This is a genomic window from Actinoplanes sp. NPDC051388 (assembly GCF_055586225.1).
Genome location: NZ_JBVJIP010000003.1, coordinates 1 through 21573, shown reverse-complemented (window position 1 = coordinate 21573; position 21573 = coordinate 1). Strand labels below are relative to the sequence as shown.

The 21573-nt window shown below is 71.1% G+C and carries 22 protein-coding genes and 1 riboswitch; of the genes, 14 read left to right on the top strand and 8 right to left on the bottom strand.

The genetic code is table 11. The features are described from left to right. The first annotated feature begins 12 nt into the window (after positions 1–12). Both ACZ6TI_RS08385 and ACZ6TI_RS08380 read left to right on the top strand, forming a co-directional pair. The gene (locus tag ACZ6TI_RS08385) at positions 13–1074 is read left to right on the top strand and encodes a LacI family DNA-binding transcriptional regulator (RefSeq protein ID WP_465344338.1); all 1062 of its coding nucleotides are present in this window, start codon (positions 13–15) and stop codon (positions 1072–1074) included. A gap of 11 nt (positions 1075–1085) precedes the next feature. Then, positions 1086–1607, top strand: coding sequence for a metallophosphoesterase family protein (locus ACZ6TI_RS08380; protein WP_465344337.1), 522 nt, complete (start codon positions 1086–1088; stop codon positions 1605–1607). Here ACZ6TI_RS08380 and ACZ6TI_RS08375 read toward each other — a convergent pair. Continuing rightward, positions 1580–2089, bottom strand: a complete 510-nt coding sequence (locus ACZ6TI_RS08375; RefSeq protein ID WP_465344336.1) for a hypothetical protein — start codon at positions 2087–2089, stop codon at positions 1580–1582. The genes ACZ6TI_RS08380 and ACZ6TI_RS08375 overlap by 28 nt on opposite strands. A 120-nt stretch (positions 2090–2209) precedes the next feature. Between ACZ6TI_RS08375 and ACZ6TI_RS08370 the strand changes: the two genes are divergently transcribed. Then, a complete protein-coding gene (locus tag ACZ6TI_RS08370) occupies positions 2210–3547 on the top strand; it encodes an isochorismatase family protein (protein ID WP_465344335.1) in 1338 nt (445 codons plus the stop codon). Here the strand turns inward: ACZ6TI_RS08370 and ACZ6TI_RS08365 are convergent. After that, complete coding sequence (locus ACZ6TI_RS08365) at positions 3523–4938, bottom strand: glycine hydroxymethyltransferase (RefSeq protein WP_465344334.1); 1416 nt, start codon at positions 4936–4938, stop codon at positions 3523–3525. The genes ACZ6TI_RS08370 and ACZ6TI_RS08365 overlap by 25 nt on opposite strands. Before the next feature lie 36 nt (positions 4939–4974). Next, positions 4975–5066: riboswitch (ZMP/ZTP riboswitch) on the bottom strand. Positions 5067–5411: 345 nt separating this feature from the next. Between ACZ6TI_RS08365 and erm the strand changes: the two genes are divergently transcribed. The 5 genes from erm to ACZ6TI_RS08340 all read left to right on the top strand — a co-directional run bounded on the left by erm (position 5412) and on the right by ACZ6TI_RS08340 (position 10677). Further along, positions 5412–6188: a 23S ribosomal RNA methyltransferase Erm gene (erm, locus tag ACZ6TI_RS08360; RefSeq protein ID WP_465344333.1), complete on the top strand. Its 777-nt coding sequence runs from the start codon at positions 5412–5414 to the stop codon at positions 6186–6188. 214 nt (positions 6189–6402) lie between these two features. After that, positions 6403–9354, top strand: a complete 2952-nt coding sequence (locus ACZ6TI_RS08355; RefSeq protein WP_465344332.1) for a discoidin domain-containing protein — start codon at positions 6403–6405, stop codon at positions 9352–9354. 23 nt (positions 9355–9377) lie between these two features. Next, positions 9378–9680 (top strand): putative quinol monooxygenase, encoded by a 303-nt coding sequence (locus ACZ6TI_RS08350; protein WP_465344331.1) that lies wholly within the window; start codon positions 9378–9380, stop codon positions 9678–9680. 26 nt (positions 9681–9706) lie between these two features. Then, entirely contained in the window at positions 9707–10036 is a 330-nt protein-coding gene (locus ACZ6TI_RS08345) for an ArsR/SmtB family transcription factor (RefSeq protein ID WP_465344330.1), read from the top strand. Further along, positions 10036–10677, top strand: a complete 642-nt coding sequence (locus ACZ6TI_RS08340) for a cation efflux transmembrane domain-containing protein (protein ID WP_465344329.1) — start codon at positions 10036–10038, stop codon at positions 10675–10677. The genes ACZ6TI_RS08345 and ACZ6TI_RS08340 overlap by 1 nt, the downstream gene beginning before the upstream one ends. A gap of 154 nt (positions 10678–10831) precedes the next feature. Here the strand turns inward: ACZ6TI_RS08340 and ACZ6TI_RS08335 are convergent, their stop codons facing one another. Continuing rightward, positions 10832–11686 (bottom strand): alpha/beta fold hydrolase, encoded by an 855-nt coding sequence (locus tag ACZ6TI_RS08335; protein ID WP_465344328.1) that lies wholly within the window; start codon positions 11684–11686, stop codon positions 10832–10834. A 157-nt stretch (positions 11687–11843) separates the two neighbouring features. On the opposite strand from ACZ6TI_RS08335, the gene ACZ6TI_RS08330 reads away from it, so the two are divergent. After that, complete coding sequence (locus ACZ6TI_RS08330) at positions 11844–12767, top strand: SDR family oxidoreductase (protein ID WP_465344327.1); 924 nt, start codon at positions 11844–11846, stop codon at positions 12765–12767. Between the two features lie 4 nt (positions 12768–12771). Then, positions 12772–13605: a helix-turn-helix transcriptional regulator gene (locus tag ACZ6TI_RS08325; protein ID WP_465344326.1), complete on the top strand. Its 834-nt coding sequence runs from the start codon at positions 12772–12774 to the stop codon at positions 13603–13605. Positions 13606–13710: 105 nt separating this feature from the next. On the opposite strand, the gene ACZ6TI_RS08320 is transcribed toward ACZ6TI_RS08325, so the two are convergent. The 4 genes from ACZ6TI_RS08320 to ACZ6TI_RS08305 form a co-directional block, all read right to left on the bottom strand. Beyond that, positions 13711–14073 (bottom strand): hypothetical protein, encoded by a 363-nt coding sequence (locus tag ACZ6TI_RS08320; protein ID WP_465344325.1) that lies wholly within the window; start codon positions 14071–14073, stop codon positions 13711–13713. Positions 14074–14548: 475 nt separating this feature from the next. Beyond that, the gene (locus ACZ6TI_RS08315) at positions 14549–15766 is read right to left on the bottom strand and encodes a glycoside hydrolase family 3 N-terminal domain-containing protein (protein WP_465344324.1); all 1218 of its coding nucleotides are present in this window, start codon (positions 15764–15766) and stop codon (positions 14549–14551) included. Between the two features lie 32 nt (positions 15767–15798). Continuing rightward, positions 15799–16863 (bottom strand): aldo/keto reductase, encoded by a 1065-nt coding sequence (locus ACZ6TI_RS08310; protein WP_465344323.1) that lies wholly within the window; start codon positions 16861–16863, stop codon positions 15799–15801. 37 nt (positions 16864–16900) lie between these two features. After that, complete coding sequence (locus ACZ6TI_RS08305) at positions 16901–17707, bottom strand: SDR family NAD(P)-dependent oxidoreductase (protein WP_465344322.1); 807 nt, start codon at positions 17705–17707, stop codon at positions 16901–16903. Between the two features lie 71 nt (positions 17708–17778). Between ACZ6TI_RS08305 and ACZ6TI_RS08300 the strand changes: the two genes are divergently transcribed. Continuing rightward, the gene (locus tag ACZ6TI_RS08300) at positions 17779–18963 is read left to right on the top strand and encodes a zinc-dependent alcohol dehydrogenase (protein ID WP_465344321.1); all 1185 of its coding nucleotides are present in this window, start codon (positions 17779–17781) and stop codon (positions 18961–18963) included. 3 nt (positions 18964–18966) lie between these two features. Here ACZ6TI_RS08300 and ACZ6TI_RS08295 read toward each other — a convergent pair whose 3' ends face one another. Next, positions 18967–19743: a permease-like cell division protein FtsX gene (locus ACZ6TI_RS08295; protein WP_465344320.1), complete on the bottom strand. Its 777-nt coding sequence runs from the start codon at positions 19741–19743 to the stop codon at positions 18967–18969. A gap of 69 nt (positions 19744–19812) precedes the next feature. Here ACZ6TI_RS08295 and ACZ6TI_RS08290 point away from each other — a divergent pair, with 69 nt between their 5' ends. From ACZ6TI_RS08290 to ACZ6TI_RS08280, 3 genes are all read left to right on the top strand, one after another. After that, positions 19813–20331: an LURP-one-related/scramblase family protein gene (locus ACZ6TI_RS08290; RefSeq protein WP_465344319.1), complete on the top strand. Its 519-nt coding sequence runs from the start codon at positions 19813–19815 to the stop codon at positions 20329–20331. Between the two features lie 78 nt (positions 20332–20409). Then, complete coding sequence (locus tag ACZ6TI_RS08285) at positions 20410–20988, top strand: copper resistance CopC family protein (protein ID WP_465344318.1); 579 nt, start codon at positions 20410–20412, stop codon at positions 20986–20988. 283 nt (positions 20989–21271) lie between these two features. Beyond that, positions 21272–21573 (top strand): sigma-70 family RNA polymerase sigma factor (locus tag ACZ6TI_RS08280; RefSeq protein ID WP_465344317.1); only part of this gene is annotated, 302 nt, incomplete at its 3' end.

The following is a 21573-nucleotide window of genomic DNA, read 5'->3' as shown; positions in this document are numbered from 1 at the left end:
TAAGTTCCCGCTATGTTGCACCCAGTGATCGACATCGAGATGTTTCCCGTCGAGGGAGGCGCGGTGACCGGGGACTCACGGCCCACCATGAACGACGTCGCGCGGACCGCCGGCGTGAGCCTGAAGACCGTCTCCAGAGTGGTCAACGGCGAGACGACGGTCGCGCCGGATCTGGCCGCCCGGGTGCACGCCGCGGTCGAGACGCTGAACTACCGGCCGCATCTCGGGGCCAGCCTGCTGCGCCGCAACGACCGGCGCACGCGCACCATCGGGGTGCTGCTGGAGGACGTCGGCAACCCGTTCTCGGCGGTGCTGCACCGGGCGGTCGAGGACGAGGCCCGGCTGCACGGCGTGCAGGTGCTGGTCGGCAGCATCGACGAGGATCCGCAGCGCGAGCGAGAGCTGGCGGCCGCCTTCAGCCAGCGGCACGCGGACGGGCTGATCATCGCGCCGAGCGGGCCGGACCAGAGCTACCTGCGATCTATCTCGGACATTCCGGTGGTGTACGTGGACCGTCCCGGCACCGGCTTCCCGGGCGATGCGGTGCTCGCCACCAACGTTTCCGGCTCCCGGGACGCGGTCCGGCACCTCGTCGCGCAGGGGCACACGCGGATCGCGTACCTCGGGGATGGAGCCCGGATCGCGACCGCGCGGGAGCGGCATCGCGGATATCTCGCGGCACTCGGCACGGCCGATCTGGCCCCGCACGCGGTGCGCCGGCTGCGGCATCCGTCCTACGCGGAGAGCGCGACGCTGGCGCTGTTCGACCGGCCGGATCCGCCGACCGCCGTGTTCACGGGCCAGAACCTGATCACCATCGGCGCGTTCCGGGCGCTGCGCCGGCTGCGGTTGCAGGGCCGGGTGGCGCTGGTCGGCTTTGACGACTTTCCGCTGGCCGACCTGCTGGAACCGGCCGTCACGGTGGTCGCCCAGGACCCGACGACGATGGGTCGCACGGCTGCCCGGGTGCTGTTCGAGCGGATCGGCGGCGCCGACGGTCCGCCGCGCGATTTCTGGATACCGACCCGGCTGATCCGGCGCGGTTCCGGCGAGATCCGGCCCGGCCCGGCGTAGGTTTCCGGCTCATGCGGTTGTTGCTGATGTCCGACACCCACGTCCCGCTCCGGGCGCGCGACCTGCCCGCCCCGCTCTGGGCCGAGGTGGACGCGGCCGACGTGGTCTTCCACGCCGGCGACTGGGTCGACGTGGCCACCCTGGACGCGTTGTCCGCCCGGGCGCGGCGCCTGATCGCGGTGTACGGCAACAACGACGGCCCGGCGCTGCGGGCCCGGCTGCCGCTGGTCGCCCACGAGGTGCTCGACGGGGTGCGCTTCGCGGTGGTGCACGAGACCGGCGCGAAGACCGGGCGGGAGGCGCGGTGCGCGGCGGCCTACCCCGACACCGACGTGCTCGTTTTCGGACACTCGCACATCCCGTGGGATTCGGTGGCGCCGACCGGGCTGCGCCTGCTCAACCCCGGCTCGCCCACCGATCGGCGCAGCCAGCCGTTCGCGACCTATCTGACGGCGACCCTGGCCTCCGGCGCGCTCCGGGACGTGACGCTGCACCGACTCCCGGCTCAATCCCGATCTTCGGGCGGCGCCTGATCTTCCGGTGGCGCCTGATCCTCGGGGGGCGTCTGTGACCGCGCCGCGCGCAGGGTGTTGAGCCGGTCCTGGGCGCGCTTCACCGCCGCCCGGGAGCGCTCCAGGAAGGCGTCGCTGCGGTCCATCCGGGAGACCTCGCGGGCGAACGCCTCCTCGACCCGGTTGCTCAGATCGACCGGCTCGCTGAACTCGCCGGCCTCGCGCTGATCGAGGACCCGCTCGCGGGCGGTGGCGTGCGCCTCCCGGGTGTCCGCCAGAGAGTCCCGTTTGTTGCCCTCGCGTTCGCGTTTCTCGGCCGCGACCTCCCGCTCGGCGACCAGGGCCTCCCGCGCGTGCAGCACCTCCTGGCGCGCGGCCAGGTCACGCTCGACGCCGGCCAGCCGCTCCTGCCGGGCGTCCAGCAACCGGTCACGACTCTCCAGCTCGCGTTCGCGGTCGTCGAGATGACGGTCCCGCGCATTCCAACGCTCGTCAGGGAACACGTCTGATCCTCACACAGTCGCCGTCAGTCCTGGACACGGTCTCGTACCCACCGTCCGCTCGGCGCGAAACTCACCCTCGCGGGGGCCCGCGGACGGCCGCTCGCCGATAGCTTGGGCGGCATGGAACGCACGATGCACGCCTGGCGGATCGAGGATCGGGAGTACCGGCGGCAGGAGTCGCGGCGCGGGCGGCGGCACGCCTTCACGTCGCTCGTGCCGGAGCGCACCGCCCTGGTGGTGGTCGACATGGTGCCGTTCTTCGCGGAGGAGTTCGGATATGTCCGGGGCATCGTGCCGAACATCGCCCGGCTCGCCGCCGAACTGCGCGCGGCGGGTGGCACGGTCGCCTGGGTGCTGCCCGGGGCGGGTGAGCCTTCGGCGCTGGCCGAGGACTTCTTCGGGCCCGGGTTCGCCGAGGCGTTCCGCACCAGCGGCGGCGAGGGCCCGCTGCGGTCGCGGCTGTGGCACGAGTTCGAGGTGCACGACGCCGATCTGGTGCTGGAGAAGTTCGCGGCGAGCGCCTTCTTCCCCGGCAAGTCGCCGCTCCCCGGCCTGCTGGAAGAGCGCGGCATCGACACGGTGCTGATCACCGGCACGGTGACCAACGTGTGCTGCGAGTCCTCCGCTCGGGACGCCCGCACGATCGGCTACCGGGTGATCATGGTTGCCGACGCGAACGCGGCCCGCCGCGACGAGGACCACAACGCGGCGCTCTACACGATCTACCGGACCTTCGGCGACGTCCGCACCACCGACGAGGTGATCTCGCTGATCCGGGCGCCGATGACCGCCTTCGAGGTCGTCGGCGAGCTGGACGCGCCGCCGCTGGTGCTGCTGCACGGGCTCGGCGGCGATGGCCGCGACTGGCGGCCGGTGCTGCCCGCGCTGGCCGAGAAGCATCGCGTGCACGTTCTCGACCTGCGCGGACACGGCCGGAGCCCGCACCCCGGGCACTACTCCTTCGAGCTGATGCGCGACGACGTGCTGGCCTACCTGGAGGCCGCCGGCCTCGAGCGCTGCGCGCTGGCCGGCCATTCGATGGGCGGCGTGGTCGCCATGCTGGTGGGGCAGGCCGCGCCGGACCGGCTCAGCCACCTCGTGCTCGAGGACGCGCCGATCCTGCGGCCGGGCGACCTCGAGCGTCCGCCGCTCCCCCCGCCGGACGAGCCGACGCCGTTCGACTTCGCCGCGGTCAACGCGATCCGGGCCCAGCTCGACGACCCCGACCCGGCCGGCTGGGAGAACGCCTCGTCGGTCACCGTGCCGACGCTGATCATCGGCGGCGGCCCGGACAGCCAGATCCCGCAGCACCTGCACGCTGAGCTGCGGGATCACATGCCGGCCGCCACCCTGGTCACGATCGCGGCCGGGCATCACGTCCACCGCGACCAACCGGCCGAGTTCGTGGCCGCGGTCGACGCCTTCCTGACGAACTACCCCAGGTCGACCGAGGGATAGAGCGGGTAGTCGGCGAGCAGCTCGGTGGCCTGCTTGCTGACCCGGTCGGACACGGCCGGGTCGAGGGTGAACTTCGCCTTCGAGGTCGGCGAGGGCGTGGTCTGCGACAGCACCGTGTGCATCAGCTCGGCGATCTGGTCCATCTCGCCGGTGCCGAGGCCGCGCGAGGTCAGCGCCGGGGTGCCGATCCGGATGCCGGAGGTGTACCAGGCGCCGTTCGGGTCGGACGGGATCGCGTTGCGGTTGGTGACGATGCCGGAGTCGAGCAGCGCCTGCTCGGCCTGGCGGCCGGTGAGGCCGTACTTGTCGACGTCGATCAGCACCAGGTGGTTGTCGGTGCCGCCGCTGACCAGGGTCGCGCCGCGGGCGAGCAGGCCGGCCGCGAGCGCCTGGGAGTTGTCGACGATGCGCTGCGCATAATCCGCGAAGGACGGCTGACGCGCCTCGGCGAACGCGATCGCCTTGGCCGCCATGACGTGCGCGAGCGGGCCGCCGAGGACCATCGGGCAGCCGCGATCGACCTGGTCGGAGAGCTCGGGACCGCAGAGCACCGCGCCGCCGCGCGGGCCGCGCAGGCTCTTGTGCGTGGTGGTGGTGACAATGTGCGCGTGCGGGATCGGGTCGAAGTCCCCGGTGAAGACCTTGCCCGCGACAAGACCGGCGAAGTGGGCCATATCAACCATGAAGGTCGCGCCGACCTCGTCGGCGATCTCGCGCATGACGCGGAAATTCACCTTGCGGGGGTACGCGGAGTAACCACCGACGATCACCAGCGGCTTGAACTCGCGCGCCGTGGCCCGCAGTGCGTCGTAGTCGATCTGCCCGGTCGCCGGGTCCACGCCATAACTGCGCTGGTCGAACATCTTGCCGCTGATGTTCGGCCGGAAGCCGTGCGTCAGGTGGCCGCCGGCGTCCAGCGACATGCCGAGCATCCGCTGGTTGCCGAAGGCCGCCCGCAGCTCTGCCCACTCGGCGTCGGTCAGATCGTTGACCTGCCGCTTCTCGAACTTCTTGAGATGGGGCACCTCGACCCGGTCGGCCAGGATCGCCCAGTAGGCCACCAGGTTGGCGTCGATGCCGGAGTGCGGCTGGACATACGCGTATTGCGCGCCGAACAGCTCGCGGGCGTGCTCGGTGGCGACCGACTCGACGGTGTCCACGTTCTGGCAGCCGGCATAGAACCGGCGGCCGATGGTGCCTTCGGCGTATTTGTCGCTGAGCCAGTTGCCCATCGCCAGCAGCACGGCGGGCGATGCGTAGTTTTCGCTGGCGATCAGCTTGAGCGACTCGCGCTGGTCGTGCAGCTCCTTGGCGATCGCGTCGGCGATGCGGGGCTCGACCTGGCGGACGACTTCGAGGGCGGAGCGGAAAGCATTGGACTCGGCGTTCATCGGACCTCCTGCGCTTCTCGGCAAACTCAGCACGGATCAAGAGGCCCAGGCGCACGGCAGTCGTCGTCGATGACGGGACCGCTCCACGATGGTTGACCCATCCGAACACGCCAGTCACGGCCCGCGGCAAGCATACTCAGCCCTCACGGTGATCAACATGAACGGTGTCGAGATCCTGCTCATCGTCGCGATCGGCATCGAGGATCTCGATCTGCGGCAGGCCGCGCGGCACACCGGCTCTTAATTCACTGGTACGCCGGGACGGCCGTTCAGTAGGGTCGCGGGATGATCACGACGCACGCTCTGCTCGCCGGGCTCGTGACGCCCGCGCGCGGACCGCTGTCTTCGATCCGTCTGCGCGACCGGCGTCCGGCCCTGGTCGCCTAGCTCCTTTCGCCTGAGCCCGCCAGGGCCTACGTGTCCTCTTCCGTTCTTGCCTTCGCGTCCTCGCGACGGCGGACAGGACCATGGTCATGGCGCCCTCTTCTCCGCGACGTGCGCATTCCCGCGCCCGTCGTGCGTACGGTCAGAACTTCCTCTCCTCCACCGCTGCCCTGCGTCAGGTGGTCGCGGCGGCCGATCTCGAACCCGACGATCTCGTGTACGAGGTGGGCGCCGGCCGCGGCCACCTGACCTCACTGTTGCTGGCGCGGGCGGGCCGGGTGGTCGCCTTCGAGGTCGATCCCGCGGTCGCCGCCGCGCTGCCGTCGCACCCCGCTCTCGACGTGCGCATCGCCGACTTCCTCCGCGAGGACCCGCCCACGTCCTCCTTCGCGGTGGTGGGCAACATCCCCTACGCGCTCACCTCCGGGGTGGTGTCCTGGTGCCTCGGATCGGCGACCCTGCGTCACGCCACCCTGGTCACACAGCTGGAATACGCCCGCAAGCGGACCGGCGACTACGGCCGCTGGACCCGCCTGACGATCAGCACCTGGCCCACCCACTCGTGGGAGCTGGCGGGCCGGATCCCCCGCACCGCCTTCCGCCCGGTCCCCCGGGTCGACGCCGGCCTGCTGCGCCTGGTCCACCGCGACTTTCCGCTGGTCACGCCGTCGGCGATGGCGGAGTTCCGGTCGTTCGTGGAGTGCGGCTTCACCGGCGTCGGCGGCTCGCTGGCCGCGTCCCTGTCCCGGCGCTACGGCAACCGGCGGGTCACCGCGGCATTCCGGGCGAACCGGCTCTCCGCCGAGGCGCCGGTCGGCGTGGTGTGGCCGGAGCAGTGGCTGAACCTCTTCCGGCTGATCACTTGAACGTTTCCGGCGGATGGAACGTAACAGCGGGGTGTCGGTCGCCATCACACCATTTGTCGTGAGGCGGCCCGACCGGATACTGATTGTCGGCACGTCCGCAGGTCCCCGTGGAGGTTCGATGGCGCCGCTGTCCCGTCGCCATTTCTTGGCGCTAAGCGGGGCACTCGCCGTCCCGATCCCGGCCCGGCGGCCCGCCGGACTCTGGGCGCGGCCGGTGGACGACCCCGTCGCGGCCACCTATCACCGGCTGCTGCACCTGCACACCCGGTGGGTCGAGCAGCAGTGGGACCCGGCCACCGGCGCCTACCGTTCGGACGACTTCCGGTTCGCGTCGGTGCTGGGCAACGCGGTGCTGCTGCGGGCCGAGGGCTACGACGAGGCGCTGGCCGGCGTCGGCAAGAGCACGCTGCAGGAGCACACGCTGGCCACGATCGGGCGGTTCGCCGGCACGAACCGGCTGGCCGGCGGCTCGGACTGGGGCCGGCAGCTGTTCTGGGACTCGACCTTCGAGCTCTACTTCGTGCTCGCCGCCCGGCTGCTCTGGGACGACCTGGACGACCGCACCCGCACGAAGGTGTCGGCCATCGCGTCGGGGCAGGCCTCCTATGCGTACGGGCTGGCGTACGCCGACGATCCGCTCAGCGGCGACTGGACGCCGAACGGCACGGCGGGCGGACACCTCGGTGACACCAAGCTCGAGGAGATGGGCGTCTACGCGCAGGCGATCGCGCCGGGGCTGGCCTGGGGGCGGGACGACGCCGCGTTGCGCGGCCGGTTCCTGTTCTGGGCGGCCAACGCGAGCGCGCTGCCGGCCGCCGACCGGGCCAACCTGGCGCGGCTCGACGGCGTGGTGGTCAAGGACCTGAGCCGGGGGCACAACCTGCACGACACGTTCGTGGTGGAGAACCACGAATCGGTGAACCCGCACTACCAGGCGGAGTTGTGGCGCACGGCGGGCCGGGCGGCGATCCACTTCATGACGGCCGGCAAGCGGGTGCCGGACGTGCTGCTGCGGCAGCCGAACGGCGAGCAGTTGTGGCGCACGCTGCGGCTGCTGGCCAGCGACGCGGGCGAGACCGTGATGCCGATGGTGGCGGATCGATATCACCTCTATGGGCGGGACGTGCTGCCGCTCGCGTACCTGGCTCAGGTTTTGCGCGATCCGGACGCGGCGCGCGCCGAAGCCGATCTGGCCGGACGGCTCGAGCCCTACCTGCGGCACTCGCCGGAGTTTCGCCTGACCAAGTTCAGTGGCGAGGAGAAGTACGAGCCGGAGGCCCGCGCCGAGCTCGCCATCTCCTACCTGTTCCACCGCCACCGCGGCCGGCCGACCAAGCCGGTGTCGGCGCCGCAGTTCTTCGCCCGGGCGAGCGGCACCCGCGACTTCGGCGACCAGCTCGGGCTGACCGTGCACCAATCGGGTGACGCGTTCGCCGCGGCGGTGACCAAGACCGGCTTCGTGAACTTCCTGTGGCAGCCGCGACACGACAACTGGCTGATCGACACGCGCGCCGCCGCGTTCCTGCCGGCCTCGTCGCGGGCGCCGTCGGACACCTGGACCGCGGCCTATCAGCGTGTCCGGGACGGCGTCGACGCCACCGCGACCGTGCTCATCTACGGCGAGGAGTACGCGGCCTACGCGACGCTGCCGACCGGCACGGTGGTCTACGCGAGCACCGGCGTGGGCACCGACGAGGGCGCGTTGTCGCTGTTCAACCTCGAGATGCCGGGCATGCCCGGGCTCACCGGGCGGCGCACGTTCACCAGCACGACCGGCTCGATCACGCTCGACGGCAGCGCGGGCGGCGGCGGCGACGGCGGCATCGACGAGCTGCTGTTCGAGGCGCGGCCCGCTCGCTATGTGCGGATGCAGGGCCGGCAGGCGGCCAATCAGTACGGCTATTCACTGTGGACGTTCAGCGTGCTGGACGAGGCCGGCGCGGATCTGGCACAGGGCGCGCTGACCGGGGCTTCGTCGTCGGACGTGAGCTATCCGGCGTACAACGCCACCGACGGCAATCCGCAGACCCGCTGGGCGGTGGACCGCACCGAGCGCGGGCGGCAGGACAGCTGGTTCGCGGTCGATCTGGGCTCGCCGGTCACGGTCGCGGGGGTCCGGCTCTCCTGGGAGTCGGCGTACGCGACCAGATACGTGATCCAGACGTCCGAGGACGCGGTCGCCTGGTCCGACGCGGTGGTGGTGCCCGACGCCCACGAGCTGTCCGGTGGCTGGGTGGACATCGACGGCCGGGCCGGCCTGGTCACGCACGACACCGGCCGGCCGATCACGGTGTCCGCCACCGCCGTGATCGCGGCCACCGGCCCGCCCTCGCCGACACTGATCGAGGCCTATGCGCGACCCGGCGTCGACCTGGCCGCGATGGCCCGGCGCCGCATCCCGGACACCCCGCCCGGCCTGCGGGTCAGCGACGCGGACGGCTACCTGAGCGTCTTCAACCTGACGGCCGACCCGATCACCGGCGCGACCGTGACGATCCCGTCCTCGCGCCGGCTGTATCGCGGTATGCAGGTGCTCCGGAAGGACGGCCTGGCCTGGGGCGTCACGCAGCCGGCCGGCACCGGGCGGGTCGAGCCGCCACGCTTCGAGGTGCGCGGCGAGGTGCCGCTCGGCACCCGCTTCACCGTGCCCGACTCGCACCACGTGACGATCACCGCGCCGCAATCCCAGCCGGTGGCGATCGCTGTGCGATCCGGTTCCTGGTCTTCTCCGGTACGCCTGGCGGCCGGCAAGTCGACGACGCTGACCGTGCCCGGCGGCCCGGTGACCCCGACGGCCGACCTGGCCCGGGGCCGCACCACGTTCCCCACCTCACCGCTGCCCACCGGCATGACCTCCCCGGCGCGCGCGGTGGACGGCGACACCCGCACGTCGTGGCGTCCCGGCCCGACCGGCCGGATGGTGGTCGACCTCGGCGCCACCGAGTCCCTGACGATGGTCCGCCTGACCTGGACGGCCGGCCGCCGCGGCTCGATCCGCATCGAGCGCTCGACCGACGCGGTCACCTATTCGACCGTGGCCAAGGTGGCCCGGCCGGCCCGCCTGACCGAGATTCCGCTGCGCGTCTCGGCTCGCTATGTCACCGTCGTGGTCGACAACTGGCAGCCCGGCAACGCCGAGCTGACCGACTTCGCCGTCTTCGGCTGAGCCGTTTCCCTCTGGAGGTGGCGGTGCTCGCACTCGTCGTTCGTTTCGACTGCCGGGACGAGGCCGCGGCGGCCCGCTTCGACGAGCTCACCGCGGCCGCGGTCGAGCAGATCACCGCCCGCGAGCCGGGCACCCTGGTCTACGCCACGTCGGCGGTCGAGGGCGAGCCGCTGGTCCGCGTCTTCTACGAGGTCTATCGGGACCGCGACGCGTTCCGGGCCCACGAGGACGCCGAGCACGTCCAGACGTTCCACGCCCGGAAGAACCCGCTGCTGACCGGCACGCGCGTCGAGTTCCTCACCCCGGGCGTATCCAAGGGTCTTTAGTACAGCGCCTGCTGTACTATCAGCGGATGGAAACGGCGACGCACGGGCAGGTCCTCGCCCGCTTCGGCCATGCCCTCTCCGACCCCACCCGGGCCCGGCTGCTGCTGGCCCTGCGCGACGGTCCCGGCTACCCGGCCGAGCTGGCCGACCTGCTCGGCGCGACCCGGCAGAACCTGTCCAACCATCTGGCCTGCCTGCGCGGCTGCGGGCTGCTGGTGGCCGTGCCCGAGGGCCGGCGCACCCGTTACGAGCTGGCCGACCCCCGCCTGCGGCATGCCCTCGGCGACCTGCTCGGCCTGGTGCTGGCGGTGGACCCGGCCGCGTGCCCGGACGCCGATGTGGACGGTTGCTGTTGATGAGCCGGCAGGCCGTGCTGACCCGCCGGGTGCGGTGGCTGGTCGCCGCGACCATCACATACAACGTGATCGAGGCGGTGATCGCGATCGGCGCCGGGGCCGTCGCGTCCTCCACGGCGCTGATCGGCTTCGGCCTGGACTCGGTCATCGAGGTGTCCTCGGCGGCGGCCGTCGCCTGGCAGTTCGCCGGGCCGGATCCCGCGGCCCGCGAGAAGACCACGCTGCGCGTCATCGCGTTCTCGTTCTTCGCGCTCGCCGCCTTCGTCACCGTCGAGTCGGTGCGCGCCCTGCTCGGCCAGGCCACGCCCGACCACTCCCCGGTCGGCATCGCGCTGGCCGCGGTCTCGCTCGCGGTCATGCCCGGCCTGTCCTGGGCCCAGCGCCGAGCCGGCCGCGAACTGGGCTCGCGCACCGCGGTGGCCGACTCCAAGCAGACCCTGCTCTGCACCTATCTGTCCGCGGTGCTGCTGGTCGGCCTGCTCCTGAACAGCCTGCTCGGCTGGTCCTGGGCCGACCCGGCGGCGGCCCTGATCATCGCGGCCATCGCGGCAAGGGAGGGCCGAGCCGCCTGGCGCGGCGACGCCTGCTGCGCGCTTCCTCCGACGGCCAACGCGTGCGCCTGCTGCTCCGGCGACGGCTGACGGCACCCGGGTTCACCGACGACGGCTGGGCTGGGCTGGGCGTTCCGGCGCCGCTCACGCTCGGTCGAAGTGGTCCTGCTCCGCCGCCACCACGAAGATGCGCCGTGCCGTTGCCGCTCTACACACCCATACGCAACACCTGTGGTCGGCCGGCTCAGTTCGGGGCCGGGCGGCTTCGGAGGAAGGCGATCATCTGGTCGGCCAGGTGTTCCGGGAGGCCTGGGGACAGGAAAGCGTGGCCCATGTCGGGGACTCGGATCGCCCGGGCGCCGGGGATCAGTTCGGCCAGGGCCTCGGAGTGGGGTGGCGAAAAGATCGGGTCGGCCTCGGCGACGATCACCAAGGTGGGCGCCTCGATCGCGGACAGCGACGGCATGGTGGCCGGGTGCTCGCGGATGCGGTGGTGGTTGGCGGACTTCGTCCAGTCGCGGGCCCGGGCGAAGTGCCTCTCGGCCAGGTCGCGGGCCGCCGCCTCGTCGAAGGGCAGGCGTCCGCCGACGAGCAGCTGATAGACCTGCACGTCGGCCTCGATCCGCTGCTCGACCGTGTCGCGGGGCAGCTTGCCCAGCTCGGCGAAGCGGTCCAGCACCTCCGGCGCGGGCGGCGGCAGCTCGCGGATGCCGTCGGGGATCGTGGTGGACATCAGGATCAGCGCCAGCACCCGGTCGGGGTGGGCGGCGGCCACCCACTGGCCGATCAGGCCGCCCATCGAGGCGCCGACCAGATGCGCCGCCGGCAGGTCCAGCCCGTCCAGCACGGCGACGGCGTCCGCCGCCAAATCGTCCATCGAGTACGGCGTCGTGTCGAAGTCGACCGAGTCGGACCGGCCGGTGTCGCGGTGGTCGTACACGATCACCTGGAGGCCGGCCGCGACCAGCCGATCCACCAGCGCCGCGGGCCAGCCGATGCCCTGCGCCTCGGCGCCGTTGATCAGCAGCACCGCGGGATCGGCCGGGTCGCCCGACCGATCCACCCACAGTCGCAGGTCCCCCGAAGTCACATAGGTCATCCGCCGACCCTAAACGTGCGGACGTCGTCGAACGAACCGGTTGCGCCGGTGGCGTTCCAGACCAGGTTGCCGCCGGTCACCGTGCTCAGCCACGGATCTTTTGTCCCTGGATAGATTCGGCCTTCATCCGATCCGCGGATCCGGCCACGCTGATCCCATGACAGACATCGAGATTCCCGACCTGCACGGCAAGCTCGCCGTGGTCACCGGCGGCAGCGACGGCCTCGGCCGGATCATCGCCACCCGCCTGGCCGCCGCCGGGGCGGAGATCGTCCTCCCGGTTCGCAACGCGGCCAAGGGCAAGGCAGCGGCCGCCACGATGGCCGGCAACGTCTCCGTCCGCACCATGGACCTCTCCTCCCTGGCCTCCGTGTCCGCCTTCGCCGACACCCTGGTCGCCGAGGGCCGGCCGATCCACCTGCTGGTCAACAACGCCGGCGTGATGGCCCCGCCGGAGCGGCAGACCACCGGCGACGGCCTCGAGCTCCAGTTCCAGACCAACTACCTCGGGCACTACGCGCTGACCGCCCGGATCCTGCCGCTGCTGATCGCCGGACGGGCCCGGGTCACCACCCAGTCGAGCATCGCCGCGCTGACCGGCCGGATCGACTTCACCGACCTCCAGGGCGAGCGCAAGTACACGCCGTGGAAGTACTACAACCAGTCGAAGCTGGCCACCATGCTCTTCGGGCTGGAACTCGACCGGCGCAGTCAGGCGAACAACTGGGGCCTCACCAGCAACGTCGCGCACCCGGGCTTCTCGTCGACCAACCTGCAGGCCGCCGGGCCGAACCTGGGCAGCAAGCGGCCCTCGCCGATGGACCCGATCTTCAAGCGGCTGCGGAGCCTGGGCTGGCCGGTGCAGACCGCCGAGCGCGGCGCGCTGCCCGCCCTCCTCGCGGCCACCGGTCCGCAGGCCCGCGGCGGCGAGTTCTACGGTCCTCGTGGCCTGCTGCGGCTCACCGGGGCTCCGCGGCGGCTGCGGCCGTATTCGTCGGGGCGCGATGTCGCCACCGCCAAGCGGCTGTGGGACGAGTCGGCCCGGCTCGCCGGCGTGACGTTCGCGACCAGTGGACACTAGGCACGTGGATCGGGCACAGCTCGCGGACTTTCTGCGTACGCGCCGGGAGGCACTGCAACCGGAAGACGTCGGCCTGCCGCGCGGCCCGCGGCGACGCACCGGCGGCCTGCGGCGGGAGGAGGTGGCCGCGCTCAGCGGGATGTCGGCGGACTACTACAGCCGCATCGAGCAGCAGCGCGGCCCGCGCCCGTCGGAGCAGATGCTGGCCGCGATCGCCCGTGGCCTGCACCTGTCCCAGACCGAGCGCGACCACCTCTTCCAGCTGGCCGGGCACGTCGCGCCGCAGCGGATCTGGCAGGACGACCACATCAGCCCGGCGATGATGCGGATCCTGGACCGGCTCGACGACACCCCGGCCGAGGTGGTCTCGCGGCTGGGCGAGACGTTGCACCGGACCAGCGCCGGGGTGGCTCTGCTGGGCGACGACAGCGGGCTGACCGGGATGGATCGCAGCATCGCGTACCGCTGGTTCACCGATCCGGCGACGCGGGCGTTCTTCGCCGAGTCCGAGCATGCGGCCCTGAGCCTGTTCTTCTGCGCCGCCCTGCGGGAGGTCTATGCCCAGGACGGGCCGGGCTCGGCCGCCGCCGCGGTGGCCGACGCCCTGCTGGCGGCGAGTCCGGAGTTCACCAAGCTGTGGAGCGCGCACGTGGTCGCTCCGGCCTACGGCGCCCGCAAACTCCTGCGGCATCCCGAGCTGGGCGAGCTCGATCTGCACTGTCAGACCCTGCTGGACCGGGAGACCGGGCAGTCGCTGCTTATCTACACCGCCACGCCGGGCAGCGAGAGCCACGAGAAGCTGCGCCTGCTCGCGGTGATCGGCAAGCAGAAGATCTAGTGCGGTGTCCACGAACGTTGACCGGGTTGGTCCCTGGTCGTGTTGTGGATCCTCGCCGTTCGCCGACTGTCAGGGCGCCGATCCGGTTGCCGACGGTCCAGCCGATCAGGGTTTGGCGGCTTCGTGCAGGGCTTGCCGGATCCGTCTGCGGTGCCGGGTCTCGGCCAGCCGCGCCCGGTAGCGGGTCTTACGCCAGCGCCGCGACCCGCGCTGGCCTTTGGCGGGGGCGCGGTGCGCGGTGGCCCGGCGGCGGGCTTTGGTGTCGGCCAGGTGCAGCCGATGCTCGGCCCGGACGGCCCGCCCGGATATCAGCAGCGCGGTCCCGTCCGAGGGAGACGCGGCGGCGAACGGGTGGATGATCCCGAGATGGACACCGGCGACCTTGGCGGGGTCGGGTCGTTCGCCGGGCGGGTATGTGGTGATCGGGAGTTCTGCGGGTGACGTCCAGCCACAACCGGCCGGCGTCAAACAGCAAGGCCACCGATCGGACCGTCCCGGCCGGGTACGGAACCAGCCGGTCCAGGCGCGCCCGCAACGGTGCGCAGCCCCGCGCTTTGCGCCGTGTCGCGGCGCTGAACCAGGCGTCGGAGAACCGGCGCAGCACCGACCTGGCCCCCACCGGGTCCAACTCGCCGAACGTTCCCGGGCCGGAGGCGGCCAGCACGGAGCACAACTCCTGGTACCCGGCCACCGGCCGGTCTCCGCGGCGGCGGTGCCGGTCGTTCAGTTCCAGCACGCACGCCCACACGTCTGCGGCGCAGCGCAGCAGGCCGAAACAGCGGCGGCGCCGCGCTGGGGTCAGGCGTAGCCCGACCCGGGCGGTGCGGTGCGGTGCACCACCGGACCGGTACCAACATCCCGACGTCTAGGCATACGACCATTATGACACGACCACTGGACACGCGACCATCCCGCGAACCGGCGAACGACAATGGACACCGCACTAGCAGGTCACGAGGCCCGCGCGGATCTTCGCGCGGAGCACGTGGTGCGCGGCTTCGGTGACCCGCTCATAGAAAGCCGGCTCCGCCTCGGCCCGGGCGACCAGCGCCTCGGCCATCGGCTCGGCGTCCTCCGGCCGGATGCTCAGTGCCAGGTCGCCGCCCGCGGCCACGAACCGGACCGCACGGTCGCCGGGCGAGATGCGGGCCGCCGCCTTGGCCGCGCCCAGGTCGTCGGACATCACCATGCCGTCGAAGCCGAGCTGCCCGCGCAGCAGGTCGGTGATGATCGGCTTGGAGAACGCGGCGATGGTGGTGCGGTCCAGCTTCGGGTAGCGCGCCGAGGAGATCATCACGCTGGCCGAGCCCGCCTTGATGCCGGCCGCGAACGGCTGCAGATAGGGATCCGTGGTGGTCGCCGTGTCGTCGACCGCCTTGGTGGACGTGTCGGTGTTGGCCCGGGTGCGGCCCAGCCCCGGGAAGTGCTTGAGGACGGCCAGCACCCGCTCGCCCTGGTATGCGGCGACCACCTGCTCGATGTCCTTCGCCACCTCGGCCGGGTCCGAGCCGTACTGCCGGTGGAACGCGCCGATCGGCGGGTTGCCCTCGCCGATCGAGGACGGCACGGTGTCCGCGACCGGCGCCAGGTTGAGGTTCACGCCGATGCCGCGCAGGCGCTTGGCGCTGTCCCGATTGACCGCGCGCAGCCGGGCGTCGGGGCCACCGCCGAGTCGCTCGGCGGACGGGATCAGCGGGAAGTCGGCGCCCTTGAGCGTCTGCACGCTGCCGCCCTCCTGGTCGAGCGCGACCAGCGGCGGGGTCTCGGCGGCCGCGGTCAGCCCCTCGATGTCGGCGCGCAGGCTGCCCGCCGAGCGGGTGCTGCGGCCGTGCAGGAAGAAACCGCCGAGATGATATTTCCGGATCTCGCCGCGCAAGCCGCCCGGCTCGTCCACATCGGTGCCGATCATCAGCAGCTGGCCGGCGCGCTGCTCCGGCGACATCCGCCCGACCAGCCGCTCCTCGCAGCTCAGTGCCGGTGCGTCCGAAGTGTCCGGTGCCGGGCTGACCGGCGCGGCAGAGACCACCGGCGCGGGCGCGGAGGTGGCCGGCGGGCCCTCCGGAGTGCAGGACCAGACCGAGAGCAGGGCCCCGGCGATCACCGCGACCGGCCCGAGACCCCACCACCAACGGCGCTGGGGAGTCGGAACGGTCGCGGTCATGGCGCCTCACGCTACCCGAGGCGCACATCTCCTCAAGCGGTGCGCCGCCGCCTGAGGAACGGGTCGGACAGGGCCGGCGCGCCGAAGCCCGCATCGACCGGGTTGAGGTTGGTGCCCGGCGGGACGATCTCGTCGATCCGGTCGAGCACGTCCGGGGTCAGCTTCAGGTCGACGGCGCCGACCTGCGACTCGAACTGGTCCATCGTGCGCGGGCCGATGATCGGCGCGGTCACCGCCGGATGCTGGAGCACGAACGCGATCGCCAGGTGCACCAGCGAGACGCCGGTCTCCTCGGCCAGCACGGCGAACGCGTCCGCGGCGTCCAGCTTGCGCTGGTTGACCTCCAGCGACATGTCGTAGCGGGCGGGCATGCGGCGGCTGCGGTTGGTGTCCGGGACGCCGGACTCCTTGCGATATCTGCCGCCCAGCCAGCCGCCGGCCAGCGGGCTCCACGGGATGACGCCCAGGCCGTACTGCTCGGCGACCGGCAGCACGTCGGCCTCGATGCCGCGGACCAGCATCGAATAGGGCGGCTGCTCGGTGGCGAACCGGCCCAGGCCGCGCCGCTCGGCGGTCCACTGGCCCTCGACGATCCGCCAGGCCGGGTAGGTGGACGAGCCGAAGGCCCGGATCTTGCCTTGGCGCTGCAGGTCGGTCAGCGCGCCGAGGGTCTCCTCGTCGCTGGTGTCCGAGTCGGGCCGGTGGATCTGGTAGAGGTCGATGTAGTCGGTCTGCAGCCGGCGCAGGCTGTCCTCCACCTCCCGGATGATCCAGCGGCGCGAGTTGCCCTGCTTGTTCGGGTCTCCCTTGGTGCCGGGAGGCTGGTCGGCGGGCACACCCATCTGGGCGTGCACCTTGGTCGCCAGGATCACGTCGTCACGCCGTCCGCCGGCCAGCGCCTTGCCGACGATCACCTCCGACTCGCCCTGCGAATAGACGTCGGCCGTGTCGATGAAGTTGATCCCGGCGTCCAGCGCCCTGTGAATGATCTTGATGGACGTGTCGTGGTCGGGCTCGCCCCAGGCGCCGAACATCATGGCGCCGAGGCAGAGCGGGCTGACCTGCATTCCGGTACGTCCGAGGCTGCGATACTCCATCACCCGAACCTATGCCCGATCTTGAGACACCGCCCGGCTAGTTGTCGCCGCCACCCGGCTCGGCCATCTTGCGGTGCATCTCGGCCTTGGCGGAGTCCGGCATCACCTTGGACGCCGCGCCCTGCACTCTGGTCTTCAGCGAGCCGCCGACCACCTTCTCCTTGCCCTTCATCAGCGCCTCGAAGCCCTGCTTCGCGACCACCGCCGGGTCGTCCTTCTCGCTCGAGCCGACTTTTGTGTCCTGCATCTCAGCCCGGTCGAAGAAGTTGGTGTCGGTCGGGCCGGGCATCAGTGCGGTGATCGTGACGCCGGTGTCCTCGAGCTCGTTGCGCAACGCCTCGGCGAACGACTGCACGAACGACTTCGAGGCGTTGTAGACCGCCTGGTAGGTGCCCGGCATCATGGACGCGATCGACGAGGTGAACAGCACGTTTCCGGCGTCGCGGGCGACCATGTCGGGCAGCACCCGCTTGGCCAGGTGCACAGTCGAGGTGATGTTGACGTCGATGACGTTGAGCTCGTCCTTGAGATCGGTCTGACTGGTGAAGTCGCCACCGATGCCGCGGCCGGCGTTCAGGGCGATCGCGTCGATCGGGCGGCCGGTCTCCAGGATGGCGGCGTAGAGCCGCTCCACCCCGTCGTAGGTCGCGAGGTCCGCGCGTACCGAATGGATCTGGTTTTGACCGTCGCGCCGGAGATCGGCCGCGGCCTGGTCGATGGCGTCGTCCTCGGCGGTGACCAGGAGGTCGTAACCGTGCTGGGCGAACTGCCGGGCCAGCTCGAAGCCGATGCCGCTGGACGCGCCGGTGACCACGGCGAAGGGATTTCCACTGGGAGTCGTCATGTCCGGTGCATGCCCGCGACTCCGGACGATATTCGCCGAATATTGCGGCCGTGGGCGGGCATGCCGTGGACATGAGAGCTTTGACCTGGCAGGGCACCGAGAAGGTGTCCGTGGAGACGGTGCCCGACCCGGAGATTCACGAGCCCACCGACGCGATCGTGCGGATGACCTCGACCGCGATCTGCGGTTCCGATCTGCATCTCTACGACGTCCTGGGGATGTATCTGGACAAGGGTGACGTGCTGGGGCACGAGCCGATGGGCATCGTCGAGGAGGTCGGGGCCGAGGTCACGCACATCCGGCCCGGCGACCGGGTGGTGATCCCGTTCAACATCTCCTGCGGGCACTGCTGGATGTGCACGCACGGCTTCTTCGCCCAGTGCGAGACCACTCAGGTGCGCGCGCAGGGCAAGGGCGCGGCGCTGTTCGGCTACACCAAGCTCTACGGGCAGGTGCCCGGCGGCCAGGCCGAATACCTGCGCGTGCCGCAGGCGCAGTTCGGCCCGATCAAGGTGCCGGACGGCCACCCCGACGAGCGCTACCTCTTCCTCTCCGACGTGCTCACCACGTCGTGGCAGGCGGCGAAGTTCGCCGACATCCAGAACGGCGACACGGTGCTGGTCACCGGCCTCGGCCCGATCGGGCAGATGTGCGCCCGGATCGCCCGCCACCTCGGCGCCGGCCGGGTGATCGCGGTCGACAACGTGCCGGAGCGGCTCGCGATGGCGGCCCGCAACGGCGTCGAGACGATCAACTTCGAGCAGGTCGACGACGTGCCGGCCGCGGTGCTCGAGATGACCAAGGGACGCGGCGCGGACTGCGTGATCGAGGCGGTCGGCATGGAGGCGCACGGCACGCCGTTCCAGTCAGCCGCGATGAAGGCGGCCGGGCTGCTGCCGGATCCACTGGCCCGGAAGGCGACCGAGACCTTCGGCGTGGACCGGATGGCCGCGCTGCGCACCGCGTTCGCGAGCGTGCGGCGGGCCGGCACCATCTCGATCATCGGCGTCTACGGCGGCGAGGCCGACCCGTTCCCGATGATGGATCTCTTCGACAAGGGCGTCACCATGCGGATGGGCCAGGCGCACGTGAAGCGCTGGGTGGACGACATCATGCCGCTGCTCACCGGCGACGACGACCCGCTCGGCGTGGACGACCTGGTGACCCACCGGATGCCGCTCGAGGAGGCGCCGCGCGGTTACGACATCTTCAAGAAGAAGGAGGACGGCTGCATCAAGGTCGTCCTGAAGCCCTGATCATCACCCCTTGGGCGGCACCATGACCGCCGCCACGCCGGGCATGCGGCAGACCTGCTCGGCGAGATGCTCGTCGACCGCGCGGTACACCGACGCGCGGTCGACCAGCGTCAGCACCCAGCTTTCCGGCAGCGCCTCGGGCCCGACCGCCGGCGCGTCCGGCAGTTCCGCCCGCAGCTCCTGATATTCCTCGAAGGCCTGCGCGCGGGTGGTCATCGTGACCCCGGTCGCGCCCGGCACCTCGTGCAGCCGCTGCTCGATCGCGCCCTTCTCGGCCGCGGTGACTTCGACGGCCATGATCACCTTGACGTCCAGCATCTCGGGGGCGCCGGGCATCGAGTCCGGGCCCATGGTGCACTCGCTGACCGACTCGCCGGACTCGTGCAGCGGAATGATCACCAGGTCGACGCCGGGCATGCCGCGCAACTCGGCCGGCCCGTCGGAGGCCGCGAAGGCCTCCATCGCCCGGCGGTTGCGGAACTGGAACTCGATGCGCTCCGGCAGGTCGCCCGGCTCCATGGTCGCCAGCGTCTCCAGGACCTCCGGCTGGTCCGCGACCGCCGCCTTGAACTCGGCGAACTCCGCCGCCGGATCCAGCTTCTCCACTCGCATGACCCCGGGCTGCCCGCGCAACCGGGCCGCGATCGCCTTCGCCTCATTTGGCGCCGCGTCCCGCTCGAGCATGATCGAGGCCACCGCGTCGAGGCCGCCCGGGTCGGGATCGGCGCCGCCCAGCAGCAGCGCGCCCAGCACCCCGATGGTCAGAAAGAGTCGCCCCACGGCGGCAGAGATTAGCGGGGAACATCGATGTGTGTGTGCCCGTGGCTGCTCGGGGGCACAATCGAGCGCATGTTTGTGATCCGGGAGCGCTTCTTCAGCATCGGCGACGACTTCGACGTGCTGGACGAGCACGGCGACAAGGTCCTGCACGTCGACGGCAAGGTGTTCAGTGCGCGCAACCGGGTGGTGATCGAGGACCTGCACGGCGAGGAAGTGGCCAGCGTGCATCGGCATCTGATCGCGCTGCGCCCGACCTATGAGATCCGGGTCGGCGGCGAGAAGGTGGCCGAGGTGCGCAAGAAGCTGTTCACCCCGTTCCGCGAGAAGTTCACCATCGATGTGCCCGGCCCCGACGACCTGGAGATGAAGGGCGACCTGCTGGACCACGAATACGTGATCGAGCGGGGCGGCGACGAGATGGCCTCGGTCTCGAAGCGCTGGCTGACCATCCGGGACACCTATGCGGTGAAGGTCTCCGAGGGGGTCGAGCCACTGCTGATCCTGTGCAGCGTGCTCGCCCTCGACCTGGCCATGGACCGCGAGGAGAAGAAGAAGGACGAGAAGCAGCGCGACGCCGAGAAAGACTGACGGGAACTCCCCCGGCGCGCCGGACGACCATGGTTTCATCGGCCCGCACCAGCCCGCGAATCAGAGAAGGACGCCCGCATGCGCATCGCTCGTCTCGTCACGGCCGCCGTCGCCGCCACCGCCCTCGTGGTCTTCACCGGTGGCGCTCCGGCCTGGGCGCACAACGCGCTGACCAAGGCGTCCCCGGCCAAGAACGCGACGGTCGAGGAGGCGCCGGCCAGGGTCGAGCTCACCTTCCTCGACAGGCTGGACGACACGTTCGCCATCGAGGTCACCGACGCGCAGAAGGAGAAGGTGCCGACCGGCAGGACCGAGGTGGACGGCAAGAAGGGCAGTGCCGACTTCACCGGGGAGCTGGCCAACGGCACCTACACGGTGACCTACAAACTGGTGGCCGCCGACGGCGATGCGACGCAGTCCTCCTACAAGTTCACCGTCGCCGCGCCGGAAGCCGCGCCCTCGCCGTCGGCAACCACCTCCGCGGAGCCCGTGCCGTCGCCCTCACCCGCCACGATCGAGACCCCCGCCACGATTGCCGCATCGGACACCTCCACCGACGAGGGGACCAACTGGGGCCTCATCATCGCGATCATCGCGGGGGTCGCGGTCCTTGCCGCGGGCGCCGTCCTGATCGGCCGTCGCCGCAGAAACCCCTGATGGATACGCTTTTCCTGCCCCACAACCGCACCACCGGATCCCGTCCGCCCGAGCAGAGCTTGATCCACAGTGACCATACAACTACGTAAAGTGACTCATACTTTCGGCTAGTCATGACTCAACCTCTCAGCTAGGGTCTGGTTATCTGAACGGCCAAGCACGTGTGCTCGACGGCACTCAGACAGACGCTCGTCGACACCCGGCAAGCTGATAGCAACACCTGACCCACCGGGCCCAGCACGATCGGGCCGGCTCTCCGGACAGGTGACAGGGAGGATTCAGCATGACCGTAACGACGCAGACCCAGACTCAGCCTGCGCTCACCACGGCCGAGGCACCCGCGGACAGTGCCAGCGACCTGCTCAACGCCATGGCGGCGACGCCGGTCGGGCACCCCTCGCGGGCCGCGCTGCGGGACCGTGCGATCGAGGCGTGGCTGCCTCTCGCCCGGCACCTCGCACACCGCTACGCCGGCCGCGGCGAACCCACTGACGACCTGATCCAGACCGCCAACGTCGGCCTGATCAAAGCCGTCGACAAGTTCGACCCCGAACGCGGCGTCGACTTCGCCGGCTACGCCATCCC

Coding starts and splice junctions, on each gene's coding strand:
- ACZ6TI_RS08385 (WP_465344338.1), top strand. CDS start 13: ATGTTGCACCCAGTGATCGACATCGAGATGTTTCCCGTCGAGGGAGGC.
- ACZ6TI_RS08380 (WP_465344337.1), top strand. CDS start 1,086: ATGCGGTTGTTGCTGATGTCCGACACCCACGTCCCGCTCCGGGCGCGC.
- ACZ6TI_RS08370 (WP_465344335.1), top strand. CDS start 2,210: ATGGAACGCACGATGCACGCCTGGCGGATCGAGGATCGGGAGTACCGG.
- ACZ6TI_RS08365 (WP_465344334.1), bottom strand. CDS start 4,938: ATGAACGCCGAGTCCAATGCTTTCCGCTCCGCCCTCGAAGTCGTCCGC.
- erm (WP_465344333.1), top strand. CDS start 5,412: ATGGCGCCCTCTTCTCCGCGACGTGCGCATTCCCGCGCCCGTCGTGCG.
- ACZ6TI_RS08345 (WP_465344330.1), top strand. CDS start 9,707: ATGGAAACGGCGACGCACGGGCAGGTCCTCGCCCGCTTCGGCCATGCC.
- ACZ6TI_RS08340 (WP_465344329.1), top strand. CDS start 10,036: ATGAGCCGGCAGGCCGTGCTGACCCGCCGGGTGCGGTGGCTGGTCGCC.
- ACZ6TI_RS08335 (WP_465344328.1), bottom strand. CDS start 11,686: ATGACCTATGTGACTTCGGGGGACCTGCGACTGTGGGTGGATCGGTCG.
- ACZ6TI_RS08330 (WP_465344327.1), top strand. CDS start 11,844: ATGACAGACATCGAGATTCCCGACCTGCACGGCAAGCTCGCCGTGGTC.
- ACZ6TI_RS08315 (WP_465344324.1), bottom strand. CDS start 15,766: ATGACCGCGACCGTTCCGACTCCCCAGCGCCGTTGGTGGTGGGGTCTC.
- ACZ6TI_RS08310 (WP_465344323.1), bottom strand. CDS start 16,863: ATGGAGTATCGCAGCCTCGGACGTACCGGAATGCAGGTCAGCCCGCTC.
- ACZ6TI_RS08305 (WP_465344322.1), bottom strand. CDS start 17,707: ATGACGACTCCCAGTGGAAATCCCTTCGCCGTGGTCACCGGCGCGTCC.
- ACZ6TI_RS08300 (WP_465344321.1), top strand. CDS start 17,779: ATGAGAGCTTTGACCTGGCAGGGCACCGAGAAGGTGTCCGTGGAGACG.
- ACZ6TI_RS08290 (WP_465344319.1), top strand. CDS start 19,813: ATGTTTGTGATCCGGGAGCGCTTCTTCAGCATCGGCGACGACTTCGAC.
- ACZ6TI_RS08285 (WP_465344318.1), top strand. CDS start 20,410: ATGCGCATCGCTCGTCTCGTCACGGCCGCCGTCGCCGCCACCGCCCTC.